General features: G+C 34.9%; 17 protein-coding genes. 13 read left to right on the top strand and 4 right to left on the bottom strand.

Annotation, left to right across the window (positions count from 1 at the left end; all coding sequences use genetic code 11):
- Nucleotides 1-106: 106 nt before the first annotated feature.
- The 3 genes from ALGA_RS19155 to ALGA_RS19145 all read left to right on the top strand — a co-directional run bounded on the left by ALGA_RS19155 (nucleotide 107) and on the right by ALGA_RS19145 (nucleotide 5328).
- The gene (locus ALGA_RS19155) at nucleotides 107-2182 is read left to right on the top strand and encodes a tetratricopeptide repeat-containing sensor histidine kinase (RefSeq protein ID WP_096431989.1); all 2076 of its coding nucleotides are present in this window, start codon (nucleotides 107-109) and stop codon (nucleotides 2180-2182) included.
- Between the two features lie 121 nt (nucleotides 2183-2303).
- On the top strand, nucleotides 2304-3920 hold the full coding sequence (locus ALGA_RS19150; RefSeq protein ID WP_096431987.1) for an ABC-F family ATP-binding cassette domain-containing protein: 1617 nt from the start codon (nucleotides 2304-2306) through the stop codon (nucleotides 3918-3920).
- A gap of 226 nt (nucleotides 3921-4146) precedes the next feature.
- A complete protein-coding gene (locus tag ALGA_RS19145; RefSeq protein WP_096431985.1) occupies nucleotides 4147-5328 on the top strand; it encodes a phosphopentomutase in 1182 nt (393 codons plus the stop codon).
- A gap of 122 nt (nucleotides 5329-5450) precedes the next feature.
- On the opposite strand, the gene ALGA_RS19140 is transcribed toward ALGA_RS19145, so the two are convergent.
- From ALGA_RS19140 to ALGA_RS19130, 3 genes are all read right to left on the bottom strand, one after another.
- Entirely contained in the window at nucleotides 5451-8081 is a 2631-nt protein-coding gene (locus ALGA_RS19140) for a transglutaminase-like domain-containing protein (RefSeq protein ID WP_096431983.1), read from the bottom strand.
- Nucleotides 8082-8096: 15 nt separating this feature from the next.
- The gene (locus ALGA_RS19135) at nucleotides 8097-8852 is read right to left on the bottom strand and encodes a copper homeostasis protein CutC (protein ID WP_096431981.1); all 756 of its coding nucleotides are present in this window, start codon (nucleotides 8850-8852) and stop codon (nucleotides 8097-8099) included.
- A gap of 77 nt (nucleotides 8853-8929) precedes the next feature.
- Nucleotides 8930-9691, bottom strand: a complete 762-nt coding sequence (locus tag ALGA_RS19130) for a hypothetical protein (RefSeq protein WP_096431979.1) — start codon at nucleotides 9689-9691, stop codon at nucleotides 8930-8932.
- A gap of 184 nt (nucleotides 9692-9875) precedes the next feature.
- Here ALGA_RS19130 and ALGA_RS19125 point away from each other — a divergent pair, with 184 nt between their 5' ends.
- Both ALGA_RS19125 and nadA read left to right on the top strand, forming a co-directional pair.
- Nucleotides 9876-13247, top strand: a complete 3372-nt coding sequence (locus tag ALGA_RS19125) for a sensor histidine kinase (protein WP_162845491.1) — start codon at nucleotides 9876-9878, stop codon at nucleotides 13245-13247.
- A 106-nt stretch (nucleotides 13248-13353) separates the two neighbouring features.
- The gene (gene nadA, locus ALGA_RS19120) at nucleotides 13354-14280 is read left to right on the top strand and encodes a quinolinate synthase NadA (RefSeq protein WP_096431975.1); all 927 of its coding nucleotides are present in this window, start codon (nucleotides 13354-13356) and stop codon (nucleotides 14278-14280) included.
- Between the two features lie 72 nt (nucleotides 14281-14352).
- Here nadA and ALGA_RS19115 read toward each other — a convergent pair whose 3' ends face one another.
- Nucleotides 14353-15072, bottom strand: a complete 720-nt coding sequence (locus ALGA_RS19115; RefSeq protein ID WP_096431973.1) for a hypothetical protein — start codon at nucleotides 15070-15072, stop codon at nucleotides 14353-14355.
- Nucleotides 15073-15343: 271 nt separating this feature from the next.
- Between ALGA_RS19115 and ALGA_RS19110 the strand changes: the two genes are divergently transcribed.
- From ALGA_RS19110 to ALGA_RS19075, 8 genes are all read left to right on the top strand, one after another.
- On the top strand, nucleotides 15344-16642 hold the full coding sequence (locus ALGA_RS19110) for a carboxypeptidase-like regulatory domain-containing protein (RefSeq protein ID WP_096431971.1): 1299 nt from the start codon (nucleotides 15344-15346) through the stop codon (nucleotides 16640-16642).
- Nucleotides 16643-16933: 291 nt separating this feature from the next.
- Nucleotides 16934-17488, top strand: a complete 555-nt coding sequence (locus tag ALGA_RS19105; RefSeq protein WP_096431969.1) for an RNA polymerase sigma-70 factor — start codon at nucleotides 16934-16936, stop codon at nucleotides 17486-17488.
- A 5-nt stretch (nucleotides 17489-17493) separates the two neighbouring features.
- On the top strand, nucleotides 17494-18516 hold the full coding sequence (locus tag ALGA_RS19100; RefSeq protein ID WP_096431967.1) for a FecR family protein: 1023 nt from the start codon (nucleotides 17494-17496) through the stop codon (nucleotides 18514-18516).
- Nucleotides 18517-18528: 12 nt separating this feature from the next.
- Nucleotides 18529-20109: a carboxypeptidase-like regulatory domain-containing protein gene (locus ALGA_RS19095; protein ID WP_096431965.1), complete on the top strand. Its 1581-nt coding sequence runs from the start codon at nucleotides 18529-18531 to the stop codon at nucleotides 20107-20109.
- 20 nt (nucleotides 20110-20129) lie between these two features.
- Complete coding sequence (locus ALGA_RS19090; RefSeq protein WP_096431963.1) at nucleotides 20130-20540, top strand: DUF5655 domain-containing protein; 411 nt, start codon at nucleotides 20130-20132, stop codon at nucleotides 20538-20540.
- 103 nt (nucleotides 20541-20643) lie between these two features.
- Nucleotides 20644-21639 carry a lysylphosphatidylglycerol synthase transmembrane domain-containing protein gene (locus tag ALGA_RS19085; protein WP_096431961.1) on the top strand — a complete coding sequence of 332 codons (996 nt, stop codon included), beginning with the start codon at nucleotides 20644-20646 and terminating at the stop codon, nucleotides 21637-21639.
- A 102-nt stretch (nucleotides 21640-21741) separates the two neighbouring features.
- Entirely contained in the window at nucleotides 21742-23022 is a 1281-nt protein-coding gene (locus ALGA_RS19080) for a DEAD/DEAH box helicase (protein ID WP_096431959.1), read from the top strand.
- 156 nt (nucleotides 23023-23178) lie between these two features.
- The gene (locus ALGA_RS19075; protein ID WP_096431957.1) at nucleotides 23179-24351 is read left to right on the top strand and encodes a DUF819 family protein; all 1173 of its coding nucleotides are present in this window, start codon (nucleotides 23179-23181) and stop codon (nucleotides 24349-24351) included.
- The last annotated feature ends 178 nt before the right edge of the window (nucleotides 24352-24529 follow it).

Here is a 24529-nt window from a genome sequence, read left to right as displayed (position 1 = left end):
CTTACCAAAGAATGATGAAAATCGGGTTACTAAATTATACCTTTCCGATATTTATCATTCATTTTTTTTTACCTTAAATTGGTCATTAGTTTTAATCGAATTTCGTATGAGAAACCTTGTCTTGTTATTAATCTTATTTTTATTTATAGCAAAGCCCGTAGCTTTTACTCAGAATTTAGATTCTATTGACAAAAAATTAGATTCAATTTCAGAATTCAATTTAAAAATTGAATTCTTAAATGAGTGGACAGGCAAGAACTATCGGAAATTACCAGTTGAAGCAATTCATTATGCAGAGGAAGCTATAAAATATGCAGAAGAATCCGAAAACTACTCGGGAGCTGGAAATGCCTTCATTCGCATTGCTTTAGTGCATTTCCGTAAGGAAGACTATACTCAGTCAATTTCTTTTTTTAATAAAGCTCTTGATAAATTTACAATTTCAAAAGACTCTATTGGTATATATAACACTTACATAAACAGAGGAATCGTTTATCGAAATATGAATAAACACAATCTGGCTATTGTTGATTTATTTGCTTGTATAAAATATTTCGAAAAAAAGTCCATGACCTTTGAGTTATCCTTATCTTATAATAGTATTGGACTCGTATATAAGGATTTAAAAGAATACAGCAAGGCCCTTGAATATTACAACAAGGCTGAGGAAATTTTCAAAAGGGAGAATCAAATTTCATCTTTATATAGCTCAAATACTAACATTGCCAATATATTATCCATTCAAAATAAATTTCAAGAAGCATTAAATTATTACAAAAGCAATCTTGATATTATAAAAGAAAAGCCCAATAAGTACAAGCTAGCCCAAACCTACCACAACATGGGCTCTTGTTTTTTTGAAATGGGTAACTATCCACTTGCTTTGGAGTACTTAAATCAGAGTTTGGAACTAAAAGAAAAAATAGGAAATAAAAATCTAATAATAACAACACTTAACAGTTTTGCTCATGTTTTTTATCAACAAGGAGCATATACTAAAGCCTTAGAGTATCGCAAAAAAGCTCTTGGTCTTGCGGTAGAGACCCAAAATATTGAGTACCAAAAAGATTGTAATAAAGAACTCTTTAAAATTTTCACACATTTAAATATGGGCGATAGTGCATTGCACTATTTCGCTAATTATGAACTGCTAAAAGACAGTATTTTCAACCATGAAAATCTGAAAGAAATAGCAGAGATTCAAGAAAAATATGAATCGGAAAAGAAAGAAACACAAATTGCCCTATTAGAAAAAGACAACAAGAGTAAAATGTGGCAACGAAACAGTCTGGTGGTATTATTGTTTTTACTATTGGCTTATGCGATTTTTATTGTCCGCTCTTACTATCAAAAGAAAAATACAAATCGATTACTGCAATTGCAAAATAAGCGAATTAAATGGCATAAAACTCTTTTGGACCAAAAAAATGAGGCTTTAACAGATTCCAACAAAACCAAAAACAGGTTGTTTCAAATCATTTCGCACGACCTTCGATCTCCTTTAGCATCTGTCTACAACCTTGCACAGCTGATGAAAATATTTGTTCAGCAAAAAAAGTATGATCTACTTGAGGAAAGTGGTAACGATATGGAAGAATGCATAAATAATGTATTGAGCCTAACCGATAATCTTTTGTCCTGGTCATTAAATCAATCGGGTAAGCTACCTTACAAACCAGCTATTCTCTCATTAAAACCTCTTCTAGAGAGTAATCTTCACACTTATTCGAGTGTAGCAAAACAAAAAAGCATACATCTTCAATTACTTCTCGACGAGACTCTATTTGTATTTGCCGATCGCCAAATGCTGGATACAGTAATTCGTAATTTGATTAACAACTCCTTGAAGTTTACGCCATCAGGAGGAATTATTGTTATCGGTGCGAAGCAAAAAGATGATTCAATTGAAATATGGATAAAAGATAGTGGAATAGGAATATCCGAAGATCTGATATCCGATATTTTTCAATTTGACAATTCGAAGTCTCAATTAGGAACCAAAGGTGAAAAGGGAAATGGATTAGGCTTGCTGCTTTGCAAACAATTTATAGAGCAAAACAGAGGTGACATTTGGGTCGAGAGTACAATAAATGTTGGCACGACTTTCCGATTCACCATTCCTGCGGGCGAAGATACAAATGAAATTGCATCCGTTCTTTCTACAAATTTAAATTCAAATTAAACTTTTTTTTTTGTTCATATCTCCCATATTCAAAAATTACCAAAACTTAATCATTCAATAGGATCAGATTTAAATAAAAATCACTAATTTTGCGCCCTTAATAATTAAAGGAAATAAGTGTATGATTTCAGTTTCAAATTTATCTATTCAGTTTGGTAAAAAACCTCTTTTCCAGGATGTTAATATAAAATTCACCCCTGGAAACTGCTATGGAGTTATTGGCGCAAATGGTGCTGGCAAGTCCACTCTAATAAAAATCATTTCCGGCGAATTGGATTCAACAACAGGATCAATAATAATGGAACCTGGTGAGAGAATGGCAGTTTTAAAGCAGAATCACCATGAATTTGATGAGTTTACAGTTTTAGATACAGTAATTATGGGCCACGCAGAATTGTGGGCTGTATTGAAAGAGAAAAATGATGTATACGCAAAACCTGATTTTTCGGAGGCTGATGGAATTAAGGCATCGGAACTGGAAGAACAATTTGCTGAAATGGATGGTTGGAATGCTGAAAGTGGAGCAGCCGAATTATTAAGCGGTTTAGGTATTAAAGAAGCTCTTCATTACAAGCTAATGAAAGAACTGAGTGGTAAGGAAAAAGTTCGTGTGCTTTTGGCACAGGCCCTTTTTGGAAACCCGGACAACTTGCTTCTCGATGAGCCTACCAATGATCTTGACCTTGAAACAGTAATGTGGCTGGAAAACTACTTGGCCAACTTCGAAAATACTGTTATTGTGGTATCGCATGACCGTCACTTCCTGGATTCGGTATGTACTGATATTGTTGATATCGATTTTGGAAAAGTTCAAATGTTTTCGGGTAACTACACCTTCTGGTACGAATCCAGTCAGTTAGCTGCCCGTCAGCAGGCAAATCAAAATAAAAAGGCCGAAGAGAAGAAAAAAGAACTTCAGGAATTCATTGCCCGATTCAGTGCCAATGTCGCCAAATCGAAGCAAACAACTTCCCGAAAAAAGATGATCGAAAAATTGGATATTTCAAATATTCAAGCCTCTACCCGTCGTTATCCTGGTATTATATTTCAGCAGGAACGTGAAGCTGGAGATAAAATTTTCTCTTGTGCAGGCTTAAGCAAAAGCGTAGAAGGAGAAGTTTTATTTAAAGATGTTGGATTCACAATCGAAAAAGGTGAAAAAGTAATATTCCTTTCAAAAGATCCACGCGCAATGTCTGCCCTATTCGATATTATTAACGGAATAGAAAAGGCCGACTCTGGAAGTTATGAATGGGGAGTAACTATTACACCGGCATATTTACCCCTTGACAATAATCAATTCTTTGAAGAACCAGTTACTTTAATTGATTGGTTAGCCCAATATTCAAGCGATACAAGTGAGATTTATCTTCGAGGATATCTTGGCAAAATGCTTTTTTCGGGTGAAGATATTTACAAAAAAGCAAATATTATTTCAGGAGGAGAGAGAGTTCGTTGTATGATTTCAAGTATGATGTTGAAAAATGCCAACCTACTGGTTTTGGATACACCAACCAATCACCTGGATTTGGAATCCATTCAATCGTTCAATAATTCATTGATCAACTTTGGTGGTACCGTGTTAATGTCGTCTCATGACCACGCATTCATTCAAACAATTGCTACTCGTGTTATTGAATTAACCCCAAATGGAATCATTGATAAATTAATGGATTACGATGATTATTTTTCCAGCGATAAAATTAAAGAGCTAAGAGAAAGCTTATACAAGATTTAGTCTAAATAAAACCTATATATTTCATCCCCCATGCATTTATTTGTTTGGGGGATTCTTTTTTTACTACTCCCGAACTACAGTCTTTGCACAAAATCGATAGTTAAAACACAATTGCAGACTTTTTAATCATTGCTATTTTACTTTTCCAGACTTTTTTATTTATCTTTGCCGCACTACCTAAACAACCCTTCATCAGTATATTAATACATACTTTAAACACAAGTTTATGATTCCTAAAATAGAACGTGCTACAATTGTAGTGCTGGATAGCGCTGGCGTTGGTTATTTGCCAGATGCTGAAGAGTTTGGAGATGTTGGTTCCAATACATTTGGAAATATAGCCAAACATTGCAATGGTATTCATTTACCAAACATGCAAAAACTAGGTTTGGGTAACCTAACTGATATTATGGGTGTTGCCTTAAACAACAATGTAAATGGTGCTTACGGGAAGGCTGCAGAAGCGTCGAAAGGCAAAGACACAACAACTGGTCATTGGGAAATTGCCGGAGTTAAGCTGGAACGTGCTTTTCCTACCTATGCGAATGGATTTTCAGAAAAAACCATTCAGTTATTCGAAGAAAGAACCGGCCGAAAAGTAATGGCAAACAAGCCTGCTTCAGGAACTGCTATTCTTGATGAATACGGAGAAGAACAAATGAAATCGGGCAACTGGATTATTTATACTTCTGCCGATCCGGTGTTTCAAATCGCTGCTCACGAAGAAATTATTCCTTTAGAAGAATTATACCGCGCTTGTGAAATAGCATTGGAAATTTGCACTGAATTGGAGCCTGTAGCTCGTGTAATTGCACGTCCATACTTGGGAAGTGGAAAAGGAAATTTTGCCAGAACAACGAATCGTCACGATTATTCTGTTTTACCACCCGCTCCTACTGTTCTCGATCGATTAAGTGCTAATGGATTGGATGTTATCGGTATTGGTAAAACAAAAGATATTTTTGCCGGACAAGGAATTACTGATACCCGCGGAACCAATAAGGACAATGTAGATGGGATCAATAAAACCCTAATTGCTTTAAAAGAAGATTCAAAAGGCTTGATTTTCACAAATCTGGTTGATTTCGACATGATGTTTGGACATCGTAGAAACCCAGAAGGATACAAAGCAGCCCTGGAGGAATTTGATCGTTATTTACCTCAAATTCAAGCCAATTTAAAAGAGGATGAAATCCTGATTTTAACCGCCGATCACGGATGTGATCCAACCTACCCAGGAACTGATCACACCCGCGAATACATTCCAATAATGGTGTTTGGTAAAAACATCAAACAAAATGTTGATTTGGGAACTAGAACATCTTTTACCGATATTGCCGCTACCATTGAAGAACTTTTATTGGGCAACAAAGTAGAAGGAAGTTTTGCAGAAGAACTTTACAATTAAAAATCTCTTTTTACATTAGAAAAAGAATTAGATAATAAACAGGAATGCCACTTCAACAAATTGAAGTGGCATTTTTATTTATTCCTTTGAAGCAATCTTCTGAATTTATTCTTCAATTCAAGTTAATCCAGCATTTTAAGCAAATGCTCATGTATTCCTATTTTATATCCGCGTGAAGCGAATTTAATATCGCCATTGGAATGTAAAACCAATATGAGTGGCTTTTCAATTTTACCTGTAATGCCCAACACTTTTTTAGCCTGTGTAATCAACTCATTATTTTTATCCTTGTACAGCTCGTGATTCGATGGCATATTGACAAAAAAAGCTTCGGAGAAGTTCTCCGTGGCGATTTCTTCCGCCTGTATTACAACAATATTCCCATCCCATTCCTGGTATCGCTTTTTGGTATCTCTAAATTCTTCCATTAAATGACGAGTTGGCTCCTTTCCAGGCTCCAGCCACATCAATACAATCGCATTCTGCTTCTCCAATGATCCGAGCGATACTTCTTCCCCTTTATCATTGGCAACAATCATTTTAGTGTCCAAATGACCCAACATCTTACTTTCCACCTTTGGATCTCTAAACACCAAATCAATTTTAGTGGTCTGATCTTTCTTAATTTCAAAATGATTCAAATGTGTATAAACGGTCCCGTCAGCGCCACGCTTGCCTGTTACCAATCTGTATTTGCCAACCTCTAACTCTAATGTAGCGGGCAAATCGGATAATTTAAAATCCCAACCATAATCAAGGCTTTCATAAACACCATCAATCATTTTCCCGATGGTGAAATGCATATAATAACCTGGATCAAAATCCTTTGCGGTATTATTCAACATTACAAACCCCGTAATTGGCTGATTCACAATTTGTTTTTCGAAGTAAACATTCATCCATTCTTTGCCATCGAAATACTGTGGTGTTTTTTCTGCTGGCTCCAAACGCGAAGGAATTCCTAAACTTCTGCAAACAGCTACAAAAAACACATCCCTAGACTCTGCATTCGAAATTTTCAATTCAGAAACACCTTTAGGAGTAATTGGCAAGTTGTAATAATTTTCCACTTCCGTAATTTGAATTTCGCTTAAAATCCATTGCTTAATTTGCTCAACTCTCTCTGCCCGTTCACCAGTAAATTGATCTTGAAATGCCTTTTGCAAGTATCCTCGGTAAGCAATTACCCACTCGTTGCTGATTCTTGGATTCAAAACACAGTTCAAATAAACTTCCTTTGAATTGTAATCATCCAGCTTGTATTTTTCGATCGTATTATTCAAATGATCTAATAGGATTTCAGATCGCGTGTCTCGCAAATCCTTATCAGCAATTAAATTAAGAAGATCTACTGCAAAAGAACCATTCTCAGCAGATGTAGCTTCAATAAATTTTTGAATCTCCTTCCAGTTTCCTTGACTTTTCTTGAATATCTTCCAGATCATTTCTGAATCCAAAGATTTTTTCTCTGCTAAACTACTGGCAGTGATTGAATCGATAAAAGTAGTTCGATATTGCACGCGAATACTGTCTTCATAAGACAAGCGAATATCATTTTGCTTCTTTTTGCTCTCATCAACTGAATAAGGATCTTTCTCTACCGGAGGAACCATATTTAAATCGGTAATTTTATCTCCGTAAAAACCACGTCCTAATCCCAAACGAAGCGTATCAGTTCGCTTAACGCTGATTTTCCTGCCAGCATACTCTCCATCTTTACTGGTCCAGATCAATAGATCACCCAAACCTGTGGTTAGGTAAGTCAATCCATCAGCATCAGTTTTCTTACTGGCAATTGGATAAAACTCTGCATAGTTATACAGTCCGAAATCTACTTTTGCATTTCCAACTGAATTACCTGATTGATCAACTACCTGCACGTAAATTTTCTTCACATCAGCGTAGTTTTCCACTACATTAATCTCAGTGAAATTATCTGAACGCTTTACAACTTCATAATTCCCCTCAAAATCACCAAAAACCTTGGTATGCACCAGCATTGCTCTGCGGGCAGGTTCGGTAAACCAACCCATATTCAAATCTGGTTCGGGCTCACAAGCTCCCAAATAAGACCATTTACCATCTGTCCACACTTCAACCCAAGCATGATTGTCATCGCTATGAGCCCAACGTGGAGTATAAACCTGACGGGCAGGAATGCCTACAGATCGTAAAGCAGTAACGGTAAATGTTGATTCTTCACCACATCGGCCCCATGAAGTTCTCACAATGCTAAGTGGTCCGCTTGTGCGAATATCAGTTGGTGCGTAATTTACTTTTTCGTGACACCAATGATTCACTTCGAGCACAGCTTCTTTCATCGACATGCCCTTTAATCTTGGTTTTAACTCTTTCAGAAATACCCATCTGGCTGAATCCAAATTTTCATTATTCACGCGATACGGCAAAACAAAATGGCGAAATAAATCATCAGGAATTTTATTTCCCCACTCAAAACTTTCTCTCGCCTCAAACGAAGATCTCACTTGTTGTAAAAAGAAATCACCATTATAATCAGCCAAATCGCACAAAGGCATGTAGGCATACAGAAATTGTAATGCTTCTTTTTCTTCAGTAGTAATATTTTTCTGAAATACAGAGAAAAGTTCATTTGACCGATTAGATGCAAATTCTTTTCGCTTTTCGAATCGTTTGGAAACTTTTGCACGAACGGCACTGTCTTGAATAAAATGTACATCGGAACAGCCCCAAAAGAAAATGAGACTAAGCAGAAGGATAGAAATCTTCCTCATTAGTAGAATAATTAGTTATAAGTCCTCGGCTTTTAGGATGCTTACAATTTTACGAATTTTCTGGGAGTCTGCCTCATAAAATTCAAATTCAGGCACCTTTTCTTCGCCTCCCATTGCTATTTTAGGATTCTGATATTCCATTTTACCTCTTACTAAAGACTTTGCGGAACAATGAAACTCTTCAGCACCAGTGTGTTTTTTTAAACTCAAAATATTTTCATGACTTATTCCACTTCCCGGCATGATCACTATTCGTCCACTAGCCTTTTCAACTAAGTCTTTCAGTAAATCTTGACCCAATACTGCAGTTTGCTCTCCTCCAGATGTGAGAATTCGATCGGCTCCAATCTCTATTAATTCTTCCAAGGCTTTAAAATGATCCTTCACCATATCAAAAGCTCTGTGAAAGGTGAAATTCATTGGTTTTGCCAAATCGATAAGTTCCTTGGTTCTTTCCACATCAATGCTTCCATCAGAAAGTAAAACACCAGATACAACACCATCCACTCCTACTTCTTTACAGTATTTAATATCCAACTTCATACACTCAAACTCAATATCAGAATAGCAGAAATCAGCACCACGCGATCGTACAATTACATGAACTGGTATTCTTACTAATTCTTTAGCCATTTTAATGCAGGAAGCACTAGGGGTAGTTCCTCCTTCGTGAACACCTGCACACAATTCAATTCGGTCAGCACCAGATTGTTCTGCAATAATTGCTGATTGAACAGAGTAACAACATATTTCAAGCAGTGATGTTTTCATTTTATAATAATATATAAAAAAAAGTTACCTCTTACGAGATAACTTTTAGTGTAAAAGAAGTCAACACTCAACATAAGCTAGTTTGCATTTAAATGATTTTCATTTAAAAAACCAACAAAAGAGATTAAGCTTTCTTCCTTTTTAGGATTTATTTTATTCTGTTTAATAAAATCATATAATTTAGGTTGTTCATTAAATTGTCTCTTTAATTTACCTCTCGTTTTTCCTAATTCAATTAAGCTGGTTCCTTTACAAACAAAGTAACTATGTACTTTTATTATTGAACTTGATTTTTTCCCAGCATCCAATTGCATATTATAACTTGATGGCTGTACTTTAGTATTATACTTGCATAGTAAAGAATTTTCATCATCAATTAATACTTTATAAAAGCCTTTTTGAGAAGATTTTAATAGATTCTCTGTAACAAACAAATCCTCATCATCAGTAAAAACGATACTTCTTATACGATAGCTCGGCAATACCTTTACTTCCCCCTTATACTTAATTTCCAGCTCATTTCTTCGCAAATCAATTCGAGTTTCCATCCCTTTTATAATACTGCTATCTGTCACCATATAAATATCAGTTTTTTTCCAATCTTCACATAAATAAAATGTGCCAACCTGAGATTTCTTAACCCTTAATTTTAGCAAATTTGGATCTTTCAAAATATTTCCTTCAAACACCCTCATAGAATTTGCTTGAAATGTCTTACTATGTTGCCCAAAACATAAATGACTGAATGACAACAATAAAAGCCCTATCCCCATAATGACTTTTACTTTACTTAAACCAGATTTGCTGCGATCTGGTTTTGGTAGGTTAATTAATTCCATGTGTGATTTTTTTGTGTGATTTAATTAATACTTAACAAGTAATAAAAGTATGTATTCTATATTACATAGCATAACATCTTTTAATTATTTTCTCAAAAATATCTCCAACAATTGCCCATTCAGCAATAAGAAACTTTCACAATTTTTCACTAATTTGTATAACAAACAAAAACCTCCGCATCCAATGACCAGATCTAAACTGATTCTATTATTTGTTGGGCTATTTTGTACTCTTACCCTTTTTTCTCAACAAAATAATATTCGATTCAAGAGAATTACCATCAATGAAGGTCTGTCACTCAGCTCCGTCTATTGTATTTTTCAGGATTCGAAAGGGTTTATGTGGTTTGGCACAGAAGATGGATTGAATCGTTACGATGGTAAAAACTTTACAATTTACCGAAGCGATCCTGAAAACTCCAATAGCATCTCAAACAAATGGATTGAACAAGTACTTGAAGATCGTTCGGGAAATTTATGGTTTGGTTCCAGAGGTGGATTAACCCAATTTAATCCGGTAAGCGAAATTTTCACTCAGTACAGAGGCATAGAACCCAATAATCAATTAAGTAATGACACGATCACTCATCTATATGAAGATCAAAATAATCGGTTGTGGGTAGGCAGTCTGAAAGGAATTACCTGCATTAATACTAAACAGGGAACTATTGAAAAGCATAATTATCCTAAAGGCTTAGATTCAAAAATCAATTGTTTTCTTGCGGATACCAAAAACTTCTGGATCGGCACTAAACTTGGGCTTTTTCATTACGATTCTGAAAAAAAATCATTCAAAGAAATAGAATTACCAAAATCTGATTCAAAATGGAATGTAACAAGTCTTGCAAGCGCTGATAATTATTTATGGGTTGGAACCAGCAATGGTTTACTTTCTATTTCAAGAGATTCATTAACTGAAAATGCACAACTCTTTTTAAACGGACTGCATATAGAAAACCTTTTGCCAGACAGGATAAATAGCTTATGGATTGTGACTAATAAAGCACTATTCAAAACAGATAATTCTTCCAAAATATTCCACAAAGCAGTAAAGTCGTTTGAAGTAACCAACAGTCTTTCGATAAGTACAAACAAACCAATACTTAAAAGCAGCAATGAAGAAATCTGGTTTGGCACGTTCGGATCTGGAATCTATCGGATTAATCCAGTAAGCAATCAAACATCGCACGATACAAACAATTCTGCAGATCCTCAAAGTTTATCAGAGAACTCAATAAACTGTATTTATGAAGATAGAAATGGAATTATTTGGATTGGAACATTTGGCGCAGGAATCAGTATATACAATCCCCAATCACATAAATTTGAACTCTTTAAAAATAATCCCTTAAGTGAAAACAGTTTAGCCAGCAACTTTGTCTGGTCTACATGGGAAGATCACAATGGTGACCTTTGGATTGGAACAAACAACAAGGGAATTTCAAAATACATCGTAAAAAGGGATAGTTTCGTTCATTACGATGTGCGAAAATCAGTTAATGATCCCTATTCGGCAATACGAAAGGTGTTTGAAGACAGAAAAAATAATATTTGGATAGGAACAGATGGTGAAGGATTATTCAAGCTAAACCCTTTTACAGGTAATAAAACTCAATACAAACACATCTCGAATGACAGTACTTCTCTTTGTGACAATTCTGTTCGGGTAATTTTTGAAGACAGTGAAGGGATTATTTGGGTTGGAACCCGAGGCGGTCTAAATCGTTACCATGATAAAACCAATAAATTCACCCAGTACAAACACATAGACGGAGATACAAAAAGCCTATCGCACAACTTTATTTATTCTTCGATATATGAAGATTCGAAAGGCCTGTTATGGATTGGCACATACGGAGGTGGCGTAAACATATACGATAAAAAAAACAACACATTTAAAAGTTATCAATACTACGACAACACTAAAAATGGTTTGTCAGATAATGTTGTTTTCTCTGTTTACGAGGACGAGGATGGTATATTTTGGCTGGGAACCAATACTAAATTAAATCGTTTCGATTCCCAAACCGGTCTGTTTTCTCATTTTGGCATTGAAGAAGGATTACCCAACAATGTTGTTTATGGAGTTTTACCTGATGCATTCGGAAACCTCTGGTTGAGTACTAATAATGGAATTGCTAAATTTTCAACACAAGATTATTCTGTAAAAAACTTTACCGTTGATGATGGATTACAAAGTAAAGAATTTAATGGCGGAGCTTATCACAAAGGGAAAAGTGGAAAGTTATATTTTGGGGGTGTTTATGGTTTAAATGTTATTGATCCGAATTTAAAATTCATCGAAGAAAGATCTTATAATATTGTTCTTACCAAACTGGAAATTCATGGACAGGAAGTTCTGGTTGATAACTCTAATGCTGAAAATTTCAATAATCAAATTCAATACTCCAAAGAAAGCGATTCCTATTATCTCAAAAAGAGTATTGCTTACACCGATAGTATTGAACTAGAATACGATCAACGATTCTTCTCCATAGAATTTTCGTCTTTATCCTCCTATTCTTCCGATAAAATCAACTACACCTATCGGCTGCAAGGTCTCGAAAAGAAGTGGGTTAATTCTGGAAATCGCAACTATGTCTCCTACTCCAATCTCTCTCCGGGAGAATATGTTTTGCAGGTTAAAGCTCAAAATCAAGATGGACAATGGAATAAGCATTCAAAAGAACTTTTCATTGAAATATTCCCACCATTTTACATGACTTGGTGGTTTGTTTTCATTGAAATAATAATGGGAACGATAATAACAATTTTTGTTTATCGATTTTTACTTAATGCCAAAACGAACAGATTACTAACTCAACAAAACGAAAAAATCAAATGTCAAAACCTGCAATTGAAAGAATTGAATGCCACAAAAGACAAGTTCTTTAGAATCATTTCCCATGATTTAAAGAATCCATTCACAAGTCTGCTTTCAATTAGTGAAATGATTCATGAAAATTTTGACTCTGTGGAAGATCAGGAAAAAAGAACCGGTATTCGAAAAGTTCATGAATCGGTAAAACACATTTATACATTATTGGAAAATCTATTGACCTGGTCAAAATCACAAACAGATAAGATTGATTTTAAAGCTGAAATCTTTAACCTGACTGATTTGGTTGAGCAGTCAATTTGTTTGTATACAGCATCTGCTGAAAAGAAAGAAATCAAAATTATTTTGCTCAATTCAGAGAAAAATATCGCTTTTGCTGATCAAAACATGTGTAGCTTAATTGTGAGAAATCTCATTAACAACGCAATAAAATTCTCGGAGCCCAAGAGTCAAATTGAGGTTGACATACAAGATAAAAATGAATTTCTGGAGGTTCAAATTATAGATCATGGAATTGGCATAGCCAGCGAAAATCTGGATAAACTTTTCCGAATCGATCTAAAATTCAAATCAACAGGAACCGCCGGCGAAAAGGGAACAGGATTAGGACTTTTGCTATGTAAGGAATTTGCAGAAACGAATGGTGGTAAAATTTGGGTTGAAAGCACAATAGGCGAAGGAAGTATATTTTACTTGCACATTCCTCAATCAAAATAAGCCGTTTAAAAGCCAAAACATGAAATATTGGTTTGATTTTCGCGATAATTTAAGGATATTTGCACCTGAATTTAACCTAACGAGAGACTAAGCAAATATTTACCTGATGAAAGATAAGGTTCTTCAATTAGCAAAAGAAAAGAATGCAGTAATTCTTGCCCACTACTACCAAACCCCTGACATACAAGAGATAGCCGATTTTAAAGGCGATAGTTTGGCTCTAGCGCAAAAGGCTTCTGAAGTAGATGCAGACATTATTTTGTTTGCAGGCGTTCATTTTATGGCTGAAACTGCCAAAATATTAAATCCGACCCGAAAAGTACTTTTACCCGATTTGGCGGCTGGTTGTTCTCTTGCAGAATCATGTCCGGCTGACGATTTTCGTAAATTTAAAGCACTTCACCCCGATCATATCGTTATTTCATACATCAACTGTACTGCCGAAATAAAGACTTTATCAGATGTGATTTGCACCTCAGGAAATGCAGTTCAAATTGTTGAATCCTTTCCGAAAGAGCAAAAAATAATTTTTGCTCCGGATAAAAATCTGGGACGATATGTTAATGAAGTTACAGGCCGACAAATGGTTCTTTGGGATGGAACCTGTGAAGTTCATGATATTCTTTCTTCGGAGAAAATCATGAAAATGAAAATCGAAAATCCTGATGCTGTACTTGTTGCTCACCCAGAATGTGCGCATCCTGTATTGTTACTTGCCGATTTTGTAGGTTCAACCACCGCAATGTTAGACTACTCTAAAAACAGTGCATCCAAAAAAATCATTGTAGCTACTGAAACGGGTATTCTTCATCAGATGCAAAAAGATTCTCCTAACAAAGAATTTTTAATTGTTCCTGCCGATGAAACTTGTTCATGCAATGATTGTGCTTACATGAAGTTGAACACAATGGAAAAAATATATCTGGCATTAAAGAATGAAAAACCTGAAATCATTTTACCCGATGATGTAATGGAAAAAGCAAAAGCACCAATTGTTCGAATGCTTGATTTATCAAGACACTTGATTAAATAGTATTAGAAACTTACAATACAAAAAGGGAGATCCAATAGGGTCTCCCTTTCTTATGATCTGAATCTTGAAATTTTAAATTTTAACACTTTCAGGAGAAACCCCAGCTAATTCACAAGCTTCCTCAAAATGCAAATCATCTAAGGCTTTGTAAAGAACTGCAAAAGCCGAGTGTATCCAAACAATTGAGACAAAAACCCCAACAATCATACATATAAGTCCTAATATTAATACAAAAAAGGAAAGAATCCCCATTCCAAAAATTGTCCAAAAGTATCCTTTGCTTAAATAAAAACTAAGCTTTACTGCCTGAATTGGATCTGCTTTTTTATCCATTATTAAAAAGGGTACAAAAATCAACTTGCAAGCCAAATAAATTCCCGGAATAATAAGAAACAAAAAGCCTACTCCAACTATTCCAATCACCAATAAATGGCTCAAAATCACGAATAAGAATTTCTTAAATCCATCTAATATCTCTTCGAATTGCGGTTCTGTTTTCCTCGACGCTTTCAGAAACATCCAATCTACACCATATTTGAATGGAGTAATAATTAACAGGTAATAGATAAAGCTCAGAAATTTTAATGAGAAAAATCCGAGATTAAATGAATCCTGATCTTCCCATCCCATCTGATTGTATCCCATCGGAGTATCGATAATCCCGACAACTATAATTGCAAGCAATAAAATTAAAAAGTTATTCTTCAAAACACTCCAACCATCTTCAAAACAGCCTACAACAGTTGGATATACTTTTAAAATAAGATCCTTTTCACAATAATCTACTTTCATAAACTTAACTTGTTACTATTCAATTCTTCAGGTTACTTTTCTGATGTAAATAGAATCGCTAAGAAGCTATTTATTTGATTTCATATAAATATAGGACATATTAAGGATGTAAAAAAATAGGCTCTACAATTAGAAAATATCCATTTCAATAAAAAAAGTGAAAAAACGGATAGGGTATAATTCCTTTCATGCATCATAGTAGTAGAGACAAGAAAATACACGATCGGTTTTCTCAAACTATTAAATCTATTATTAAATAAAACATATTGCCATGAAAACAAAAATTAGATTTTATTTCGCAATTATTCTTTCTGCTTTTTTGTTTTTCTCTTTTAGCAATGTAATGGCCGCAGAGGGAAATATCAGTAAAGAAAAAAACAAAGTGCAACAAGTAATCGACACTTTAAAATACGATGTTTATAAAGGGAAGATTCAGGATGCAAACACTAACGAACCTCTAATGTTCGCAACAATAACTGTAAAAGGTGTTAATGTTGCTACAGTATCGAACAATGATGGAGAATTTCTTTTAAAAATCGCCAAAGATCTTCCTGTCAGTAAAATTGAAGTTACTTATATCGGATACAAAAATCTCGAAATCCCTATTAATTCGTTAAAGGAAAAGAGAAATATCTTTAAACTGGAATCGGTTACAATTCCGTTGGATCAAATTAACATTTACCCATTAGATCCTTTATTTTTGGTGAAAAGTATTTTGGCTAAAGTATCTCAGAACTATTCTACAGAACCAAATATGATGAAAGGTTTCTATCGCGAAACAGTGAAGAAAAACCGTTCTTACGTGGCTATTTCTGAAGCTGTTGTAAATGTTCATAAATCGGGTTACAGACAAATGAGAGATGACCAGATTCAAATTTACAAAGGCCGTAAAAGTCAGGATGTAAAGAAAATGGATACACTACTTTTCAAATTGCAAGGCGGACCATACACATCACTACTTTTAGATGTTGTGAAAAATCCTTACAATTTGCTTTCAGAAGACTTCATCGACAACTATAATTTTTCAATTAAATCAATTACTAAGATTAACGACAAAATTCATTACGTAATTGAATTCAAACAAAAAGAAAACATTGATATTCCACTGTATTATGGATTACTGTATGTTGAATCAACAAATTTAGCCTTAGCAAGTGCAAAATTTAGCTTGAACCTAAGTAATGAAGAGGAAGCAACTCGCATGTTTATTAAACGTAAACCTGCAGGTGTAAAAGTAACTCCTACCTCAGCCGATTACTTTGTTAACTATCACGAAAAGGATGGTAAATGGTATTTCAATTATGCAAGAGGAGAAATTAATTTTAAATGCAACTGGAAACGCAAGCTTTTCAATACTAACTATACTGCAATGACCGAAATTGCTATTACCGACCGCGAAGAACAAAATATTGTACGCTTTAAAAGAGATAATAAATTTAAAGCAAATCAGGTAATGGTTGAAGAAGTAAGCAACTTTGCTGACGCCAATTTCTGGGGAGCATATAATACAATTGAACCAGATCAATCGATCGAATCAGCAATTAGAAAACTGAAGAGGAAAATGAAATAATGAAATATTGAATTCAGAACATACAGGAGTTAGTTATCTTTTAAACCTTTACCCACTGAATTCAAAACCAGAAAAGAACCGTTCACTCATGCTTGGGGAAACATGAAAAATTTAAGAACGGTTCTTTTCATCCATACAGGAATCAATTATCGAGAAAAGAAAAATCTAAATTATTGCCATTTTTATAATGAAAATATCAACAATAATATTGAAGATCTTTCCTCTACTGATTGAAAAATCCTAACTTAGAAAGTGTAACAAGCTTTTTAAAACACAGGAAGAGATACTAAAATGTCGGAAGATACAGATACGATACTTAAGAACATACAAAGTGGTAACTTACAGGAGTTTGAAAAGTTATTCAGAGAATATTACCCTTTACTATGTCATTACGCTCTGCGGTTTGTGAGAGACACAAATCAATCAGAAGAAATTGTTCAGGAATTGTTTTGTCAGTTATGGGAAAACAGAAAAACCTTAAAAATACACACTTCATTAAAAGCGTACCTTTACAAGGCAACTTATTTTAATAGTCTGCAGGTATTGCGAAAAAGAGGTGTAAAAAAAAAGTACCAAGAATACATTAAAAACAACAAACAAGAGAACTCATTACCAATAGATTCGGTAGAAGAAAAAGACATTCATAATATTGTAAATAGAACTCTTACGAATTTACCCGATCGTTGCAGTCAAATATTTAAAATGAGTCGGTTTGAAGGTCTAAAATATCAGGAAATTGCCGACAAATTATCTATTTCGGTAAAGACCGTTGAAGCGAATATGGGAAAGGCCTTAAAAGCCTTCCGGAAAAGTTTAAAAGATTACATTGGAATTATTGTGCTATAAACAAAATGAAAAAAAATACATCACATAAAATTGAGTGGGAAATCATTTCGAAATATCTAAGTGGAGAAATGAGCGCAGAGGAAAAATTGACATTTGAAAAGTTGATTGATTCCAATCCTGAGTATGCCGAAATTGTTTCTGCATCCAATAAAGATTTGGGCCTAATTCAAGAGGTTAACAAAGTTCAACAACTATTTAATGTTGATGCGGCTTGGTCGGCAGTAAAATCGAATTTAAGCAATTCTAAAAAGAATAATACCCTAAAGGCAGTTCCTCTGTTTTCGTTCCAAAACACCAGGACGTTGATACAGATTGCAGCCATGTTGGTGATTACCATTGGTCTTGGATTAGCATCATACCATATCTACACAGATAAGCTTGCTCCTTACCAAAGTATCTCATCTGAATTATATGAAAGTGGCAAATCGATAACTTTGGCTGATGGTTCCATCGTAAACCTGAATGGCAAATCGGAATTGGTTTACGAGAAGTCGTTTTCGGGAAATGAAAGACGGGTAAAACTAACTGGTGAAGCATTTTTTACCATTACTAAGAATCCTGCCAAACCATTCATTATTTCAGTTGGGAATGCAGAAGTTAGAGTTTTGGGGACATCCTTCAATGTGAATGCTTCCAATAAGCATGTGGAAGTTCTGGTTGAAACAGGTAAAGTTCAATTCTCACTTGCAAAAGAACCAAATAATAAAATTATTCTTGAAAAAGGTGATTTTGGAATATTACAAGATGATTTACTTGAGAAAACCATACAAAAAGATGAAAATTACCTCTCCTGGAAAACTCATTTAATGGTTTTTAAAGCGATGAGTTTACAAGATGTAGCCAAAGTAATAAATCGAACTTATCAGGTTAATATTGAATTCAACGACACAGCAATTCAGAATTTACCAATCACAACATCATTCAACCAAACACCTCTTACTGATGTTCTGGAAAACTTATGTCGCCCACATAACTTAAGCTACGAAAAGAATGGTAATCAAATTATACTGAAAAAAGAACTTAAGTAATTCACTTGCCGGATGAAAAGCAGAAAAACATATCAAAAAACAGTACGAAGCAAGCTTTCTTATGCATTGCTTGTGCTTTTGATATGCTTTGCTCAATCTACCCTTTCGGCTCAGGAATCACTCTTACAAAATAAGATTTCAATTGATATCACAGAACTAAGTATTAATGATGCATTGGATTCTCTTGCGGCAAAAAACAACTGCTATTTCACCTATAATTCCGATTTATTTACAAATAACGAAAAGCTTAGTCTTAAAGCTAATGATATTGAATTCGAAGTATTATTGCGGAAAATAATTCAAGATACCAGTCTTACATTCCAGGTAGTTAATAGGCATATCATTATTGTACCCGCCTTATACAGAACAAACGAACCTGTCACCTCAAGCATTATTCCTTACATTTCGTACCGAAATATTAGTGGCAAAGTAACAAATCAATCAGCTAAAATGTCCTTGCCCTATGCGAGTATTGGTATTCGAGGCAAGCATGTTGGTACAATTAGCAATCAGGATGGTGAATTTGCGCTCACTCTTTCATCGGAAAATAGTAAAGACACACTTGTTGTTTCCTATGTTGGCTTTAAAAATTTTGAAATACCTGTTTCTGAGATTTTAAATAATCAACTTGAGATCCAATTAAAGGAGGATTTCATTTCACTTCAGGAGGTTGTAATTAGAAATAATGATCCGAGATCGATACTAAAGGCTGCTATAAATAGAATAGACATTAACTATCCGCAAAACGCGGCTAACCTCACCTCTTTTTATAGGGAATCGGTACTTAAAAACAATAAGTATATGATTTATCTCGAATCTGTTTTAGATATCTACAAAAATCCGTATTCGGAGAATGAGCTTACCGATAAAGTGAAAATATTCAAGAGTCGTAAAATTTATGACGTATCTCGTTTGGATACCATATCGTTTCGATTAAAAGGAGGTATTCAGGGTTGTTTGATGCTGGATATTGTACAAAACCCACCCGAATTCCTGAATCCTGAATTTATACATTTATACAACTACCACTTATCCGACATCAGTACATTTAACAACCGAACCGTTTACATCATTGAATTTCAGCCGAAACCAAATTTGAATATGCCTCTTTTGGAAGGCAAGCTGATCGTTGAAACCAGAAGTTTAGCCATTATTGGCGCCGAATTTGGCTATAATAAAGATCGATTGCCTGAATTAACAAATCAATTCATTAGCAAAGCAAATGCAAAAACTAAAGTCAGAGCTCTACATATTCAATATGCTGTAAACTATCGAAATATCAACGGAAAATATTTTCTAAATCACACATTGGGTAATTTAAAATTTAAGGTTAAAAATAAAAAAAAGTTCTTTTCACAGACTTTCTCAACTTCATTCGAGATGGCAACAACAAAATTAGATACCATTAATGTGAGACGATTTAAGCATCGTGAAACCATTGTGCCAACAACAATTCTTTCAACCGAAAATCTTACTTACGACAACCATTTCTGGGGAAATCAGACATTCATTAAGCCCGAAGATAATATTAAAGAAGCCATTAAAAGAATTAGCACCAGCATGCAGCAAGTTGCTCTGGATACTACAAAATAACTTCGATTTTAAAATTTCGCATGACCTATATTTGTCCAAATTGTAAAAGAACATTATTGGGCCCCAACCAATATCATTCTTGCTACATTACTGATAAAGAGACTCATTTACAGAAAACGAGTTCAGATATTTCCGAACTATTTGAAGTCCTCCTATCCTATCTTACAACATTCGAAAACGTCAAAATTATTTACTTAAAAACTTGTATACAGTTTAAGATAGGCGCAACCTTTTTGTCGGTTTACACAAAAAAGAATCATTTGGTATTGGAGTTTCAATTGCATCGGGAAGAAGATCAATTTCCAATTTACCTATGCAAAAGAATATCCAGAAATCGAGTTTTACATCGCCTTGCCATTGGTGAGTTATCTGAGTTTGATCAGCAATTAAAAAACTGGCTGAAGGAGGCCTATCAAACCATCAAGAAATAATCACTTCATCCGATTTTAATTTGCTTTGAAACAAAATATTCTAAAAGTCTTTCTATTTTTGTATTCCTTTACAAAAAAACTAACAAATCCGTAACTTCAATAAATGAGAAGTCGAATAAAAAAAATATTACAAAATTCAATTGGAATAATAATTGGTTCCGTTTTTTTGTTTCTCACATTACGTGATAAGCCAATGGCTCCAGTATGGGAAAGCCTGGCGAATGCTGACTATTTTTTCATACTACTTAGCTTCATCTGTTTGTTCATCGTTTTTTATTTGCGAGCCTTACGCTGGAAACTGTTAATGGAAGAATCTGGAGCATATCCAAAATCAGACAAAGTACTAACCTCTCTCCTTCTGGGCTACTTGGTAAATAGTTTCACCCCAAAATTCGGTGAAATAATTCGTTGCACATCACTGCAAAAAACAACGAAAGTTCCTGTTGCCGTTTCGATGGGTAGCGTTATGGCCGAGCGAGCTTACGATATGTTGATCTTAGGTCTTGGTATATTTGCTGTATTTTGTTTTGAAATGGATCGTTTACAGGGAATTTTTGAATCAACAATAGGTGGTATTTCTCATATTTACGGCTACCGCTATTTGTATGTAATTCCGATTGCTGTACTTGCTCTGTTTATTCTTTTCTTGATTAGCTTACGCAGAATAAAAAAATCGGAGCGTCGTCCAATAAAAAAGATCGTTGAATTCTTACAAAGTATGTTTCTATCGCTTAAGCAAGGATTACTTCTCAAGAAGAGATTCCAGTTTATTTTGTTGACACTGCTAATTTGGACAATGCTCGTTGTCTTAAATTACATCTACCTGCTTTGCTTGCCCGAAACATCAGGATACCCATTCAGTTTTGCAATTGTAATTCTTTTCATTGGTGGAATTGGTTGGGCGTTACCAAGTCCGGGAGGAATTGGAACAACTCATTTCCTGCTTCTTCAATTATTTCTTGCCTTTCAGCTGGATCCTAACGCAGGAATCAGCTTCGGAATTCTTTCCAATGGATTAACTTTTATTGGAACCATAGTAATTGGTGGTTATGGCTATTTCAGATATCGGGTGGAAACAAAAACACTTAAAAAACAGTAAAAACTTAATTTAAGTTCCCTTTTGCCAACAAGCTTATTAGGAACCCAACAAAATCATATTTTACACCTATCTTTGTCCGATAAAATCATCTGAACACAAAAAATGAAATTTAGTCAATATAGTTTTTCCCCCGATATTAAAAGAAATTTGGAAGATTTAGGTTTTAACAGACCTACCGATATCCAATTCAAAGCCATTCCCCCAATTGTTCGTGGAGAAGACGTGCTTGCAATTGCTCAAACCGGAACAGGAAAAACAGCTGCATTTGCGATTCCTATCATCGACAAACTGCACAAAGGAAAAAAGAGTAAAAGCAGCAACGGCATTAAATGTGTTGTAATGGTGCCTACCCGCGAGCTGGCGATTCAAATTACCGAAGTTTTTCAAAAAATTGGAAAACATACCAAAGTAACAAGCTTTTGTGTATTTGGAGGTGTTGAACAGGCTCCTCAAATAGCGAGTTTGCAAGATGGAATCGACATACTAATAACTACTCCAGGTAGAATGTTCGATTTAACCAATCAGGGATTTATTCAGCTTGATAAAGTAGAAACGCTGGTATTGGATGAAGCCGATCACATGTTGGATTTAGGTTTCATAAAGGACATTCAGGATTTGATCTGTTTTCTTCCAAAGAATCGTCAAACCTTGTTTTTTTCAGCGACCATCACTCCTAAAATTAAAAAACTAGCCTATTCGCTGGTTCGAAGTGCTATTCGAATTCAAATTTCGCCTAAAGATCCTGTATCTAAAAATGTAGAACATGGTGTTGCTTTTGTTGGAATGGATGACAAGCGTTTCTTTTTAGAACGTATGATTAAGGAACATGTAGAAAGCAAGATACTTGTTTTTGTGCGAACAAAAGTTAGAGCCGAACGTGTTCACAAAGCCATGCAACGTGTAGGAATAGAAACACAAACCATTCATGGAGATCGCGAACAGGATGATCGTTTAATTGCCTTAAATGCTTTTAAAACAGGAGAAGTAAAAATCTTGATTGCAACAGATGTAAGTGCACGTGGTATCGATATTCCAAATGTTGATTATGTGGTGAACTATGACATGCCTGATGTTGCTGAAAATTACGTTCACCGTGTAGGTAGAACGGGTCGTGGCGTGCAAAAAGGATTGGCCATCTCTTTCTGTGACCCAACAGAAGAGAAAAAGTTATTAGCTGATGTAGAAGAATTTACAGGCACCGAAATTCAGGTAATGGACATCTCGAAAGGAGATTATTCAGCGACCATCGATTTTTCTGAAGACTACGCAAAGAGCTTGAAGGAATTGATGAATGAAGCTGAAGATTTTCTGGATAATCCAAAAAAGAAAAAATCTAAAAAGAAGGTGCCTGCCAAAAAAGCTCCTAAAAAGAAAAAAAAATAATCAATATGATTTAAAAAGAACCTCAAAACCAAAACGGATTTGAGGTTCTTTTTTTATAAGTTAAACTCGATATTTGGAGACACAAATAGGCCTGATTCTTTGCTTTTCGGCAAAAATCCAAATATATTCGTTCCTCATTATCTAAATCAAACACCTATGCAATCATTAATCTCTCCCGAAAACAATTTAGTCTTGTTTTTCGTGATAGCAGGAGCCGCGGCTTTTGGTCTCTATTCAGAACACAAAAAATGGTTCGGTAAACTATCCGGAATTTTAGTTACCATGATATCCATGTCCATACTGGCAATGGCCGGAGTGGTTCCTGTAGCATCAAACCCAACCATTAAAGTGGATGTGTACAATATGGTATTTTCCTATTTTATTCCTATCTCCATTCCCATGTTGCTGTTTAGTTCCAACATCCTTAAAATTGTAAAAGAAAGCGGAAAACTTTTGATTGCATACATTCTGGGTGCTATCGGCATTGTTCTTGGTTGTTTCATTGCCTTTTCGTTTATTGATTTGGGCGCCAATTCAGGAAACACAGCAGGAGTTATCGCAGCAACATTAATTGGAGGAAGTGTAAACTTCATTGCAGCGGCAGAAATATTGAATTTCAGCAGCAATCCGTTATTTACAGCAACCATTGCTGTTGATAATTTTGTATCAAACTTATATACACTGTTCCTGTTCCTGACTCCTTCTCTCCTATTCTTATCACGCTTTTTTGTAAAGCCAAAGAAAGAAAACGAAGTGGAGGATGTTTCAAAATTAGAAAAAGCACAATTCCCAATGACCTTGGAGCGGGTAGCCGTTTCTATTTTTATCGCCGCATTTATTGCAGGCGCAGGAACCCTTTTAACGCCCTATCTTCAAGACTTATTGCACACAAAATTAAACCTTAGCATATTGGTAATTACTGTTTTAGCAGTTCTTGCCGCGAACTTCTTTCCAAAGAGACTAAAACCATTGGAAGACACAGCCTTCTCGCTTGGTTTGTGGATGATGTACATCTTTTTAGCAGTAATTGGTGCGGCTACCAACATGACACAGATATTTAGCATTGGCCCGGCCGTATTGGGATTTTACCTAACCATTATGCTCTTCCATTTTCTGTTTATGCTGGCATTGGCCAAACTCTTTAAACTGGATGTTTACGAGGTAGTTATTTCATCGGCAGCAAACATCATGGGACCATCGGTTGCAGCTCCTATGGCAGCTTCTATGGGACAAAAGAAGCTGGTAACACCTGCTATTCTGGTAGGTATTTTAGGTTACATCATCGGAACCTTTGTTGGTGTTTCCATTGCCTTATATTTAAGCTATTGATAATCAAAACACAAAGAATGTGAATTCTCATATTTAAAAGAATGGCTTTGCGTAAATGCAAAGCCATTTTTTTATGTGAGAAAATGCAGGTAAAATTGTTTCTAAATAATTCATAATATAGAACCATTCAAATAGCATAATTGCACTATTCATTGAATTGTTTTTCTAATTTTATGTT

This window comes from Labilibaculum antarcticum, assembly GCF_002356295.1.
GTDB lineage: Bacteria > Bacteroidota > Bacteroidia > Bacteroidales > Marinifilaceae > Labilibaculum > Labilibaculum antarcticum.
This window is presented reverse-complemented; position numbering and strand designations above follow the sequence as displayed.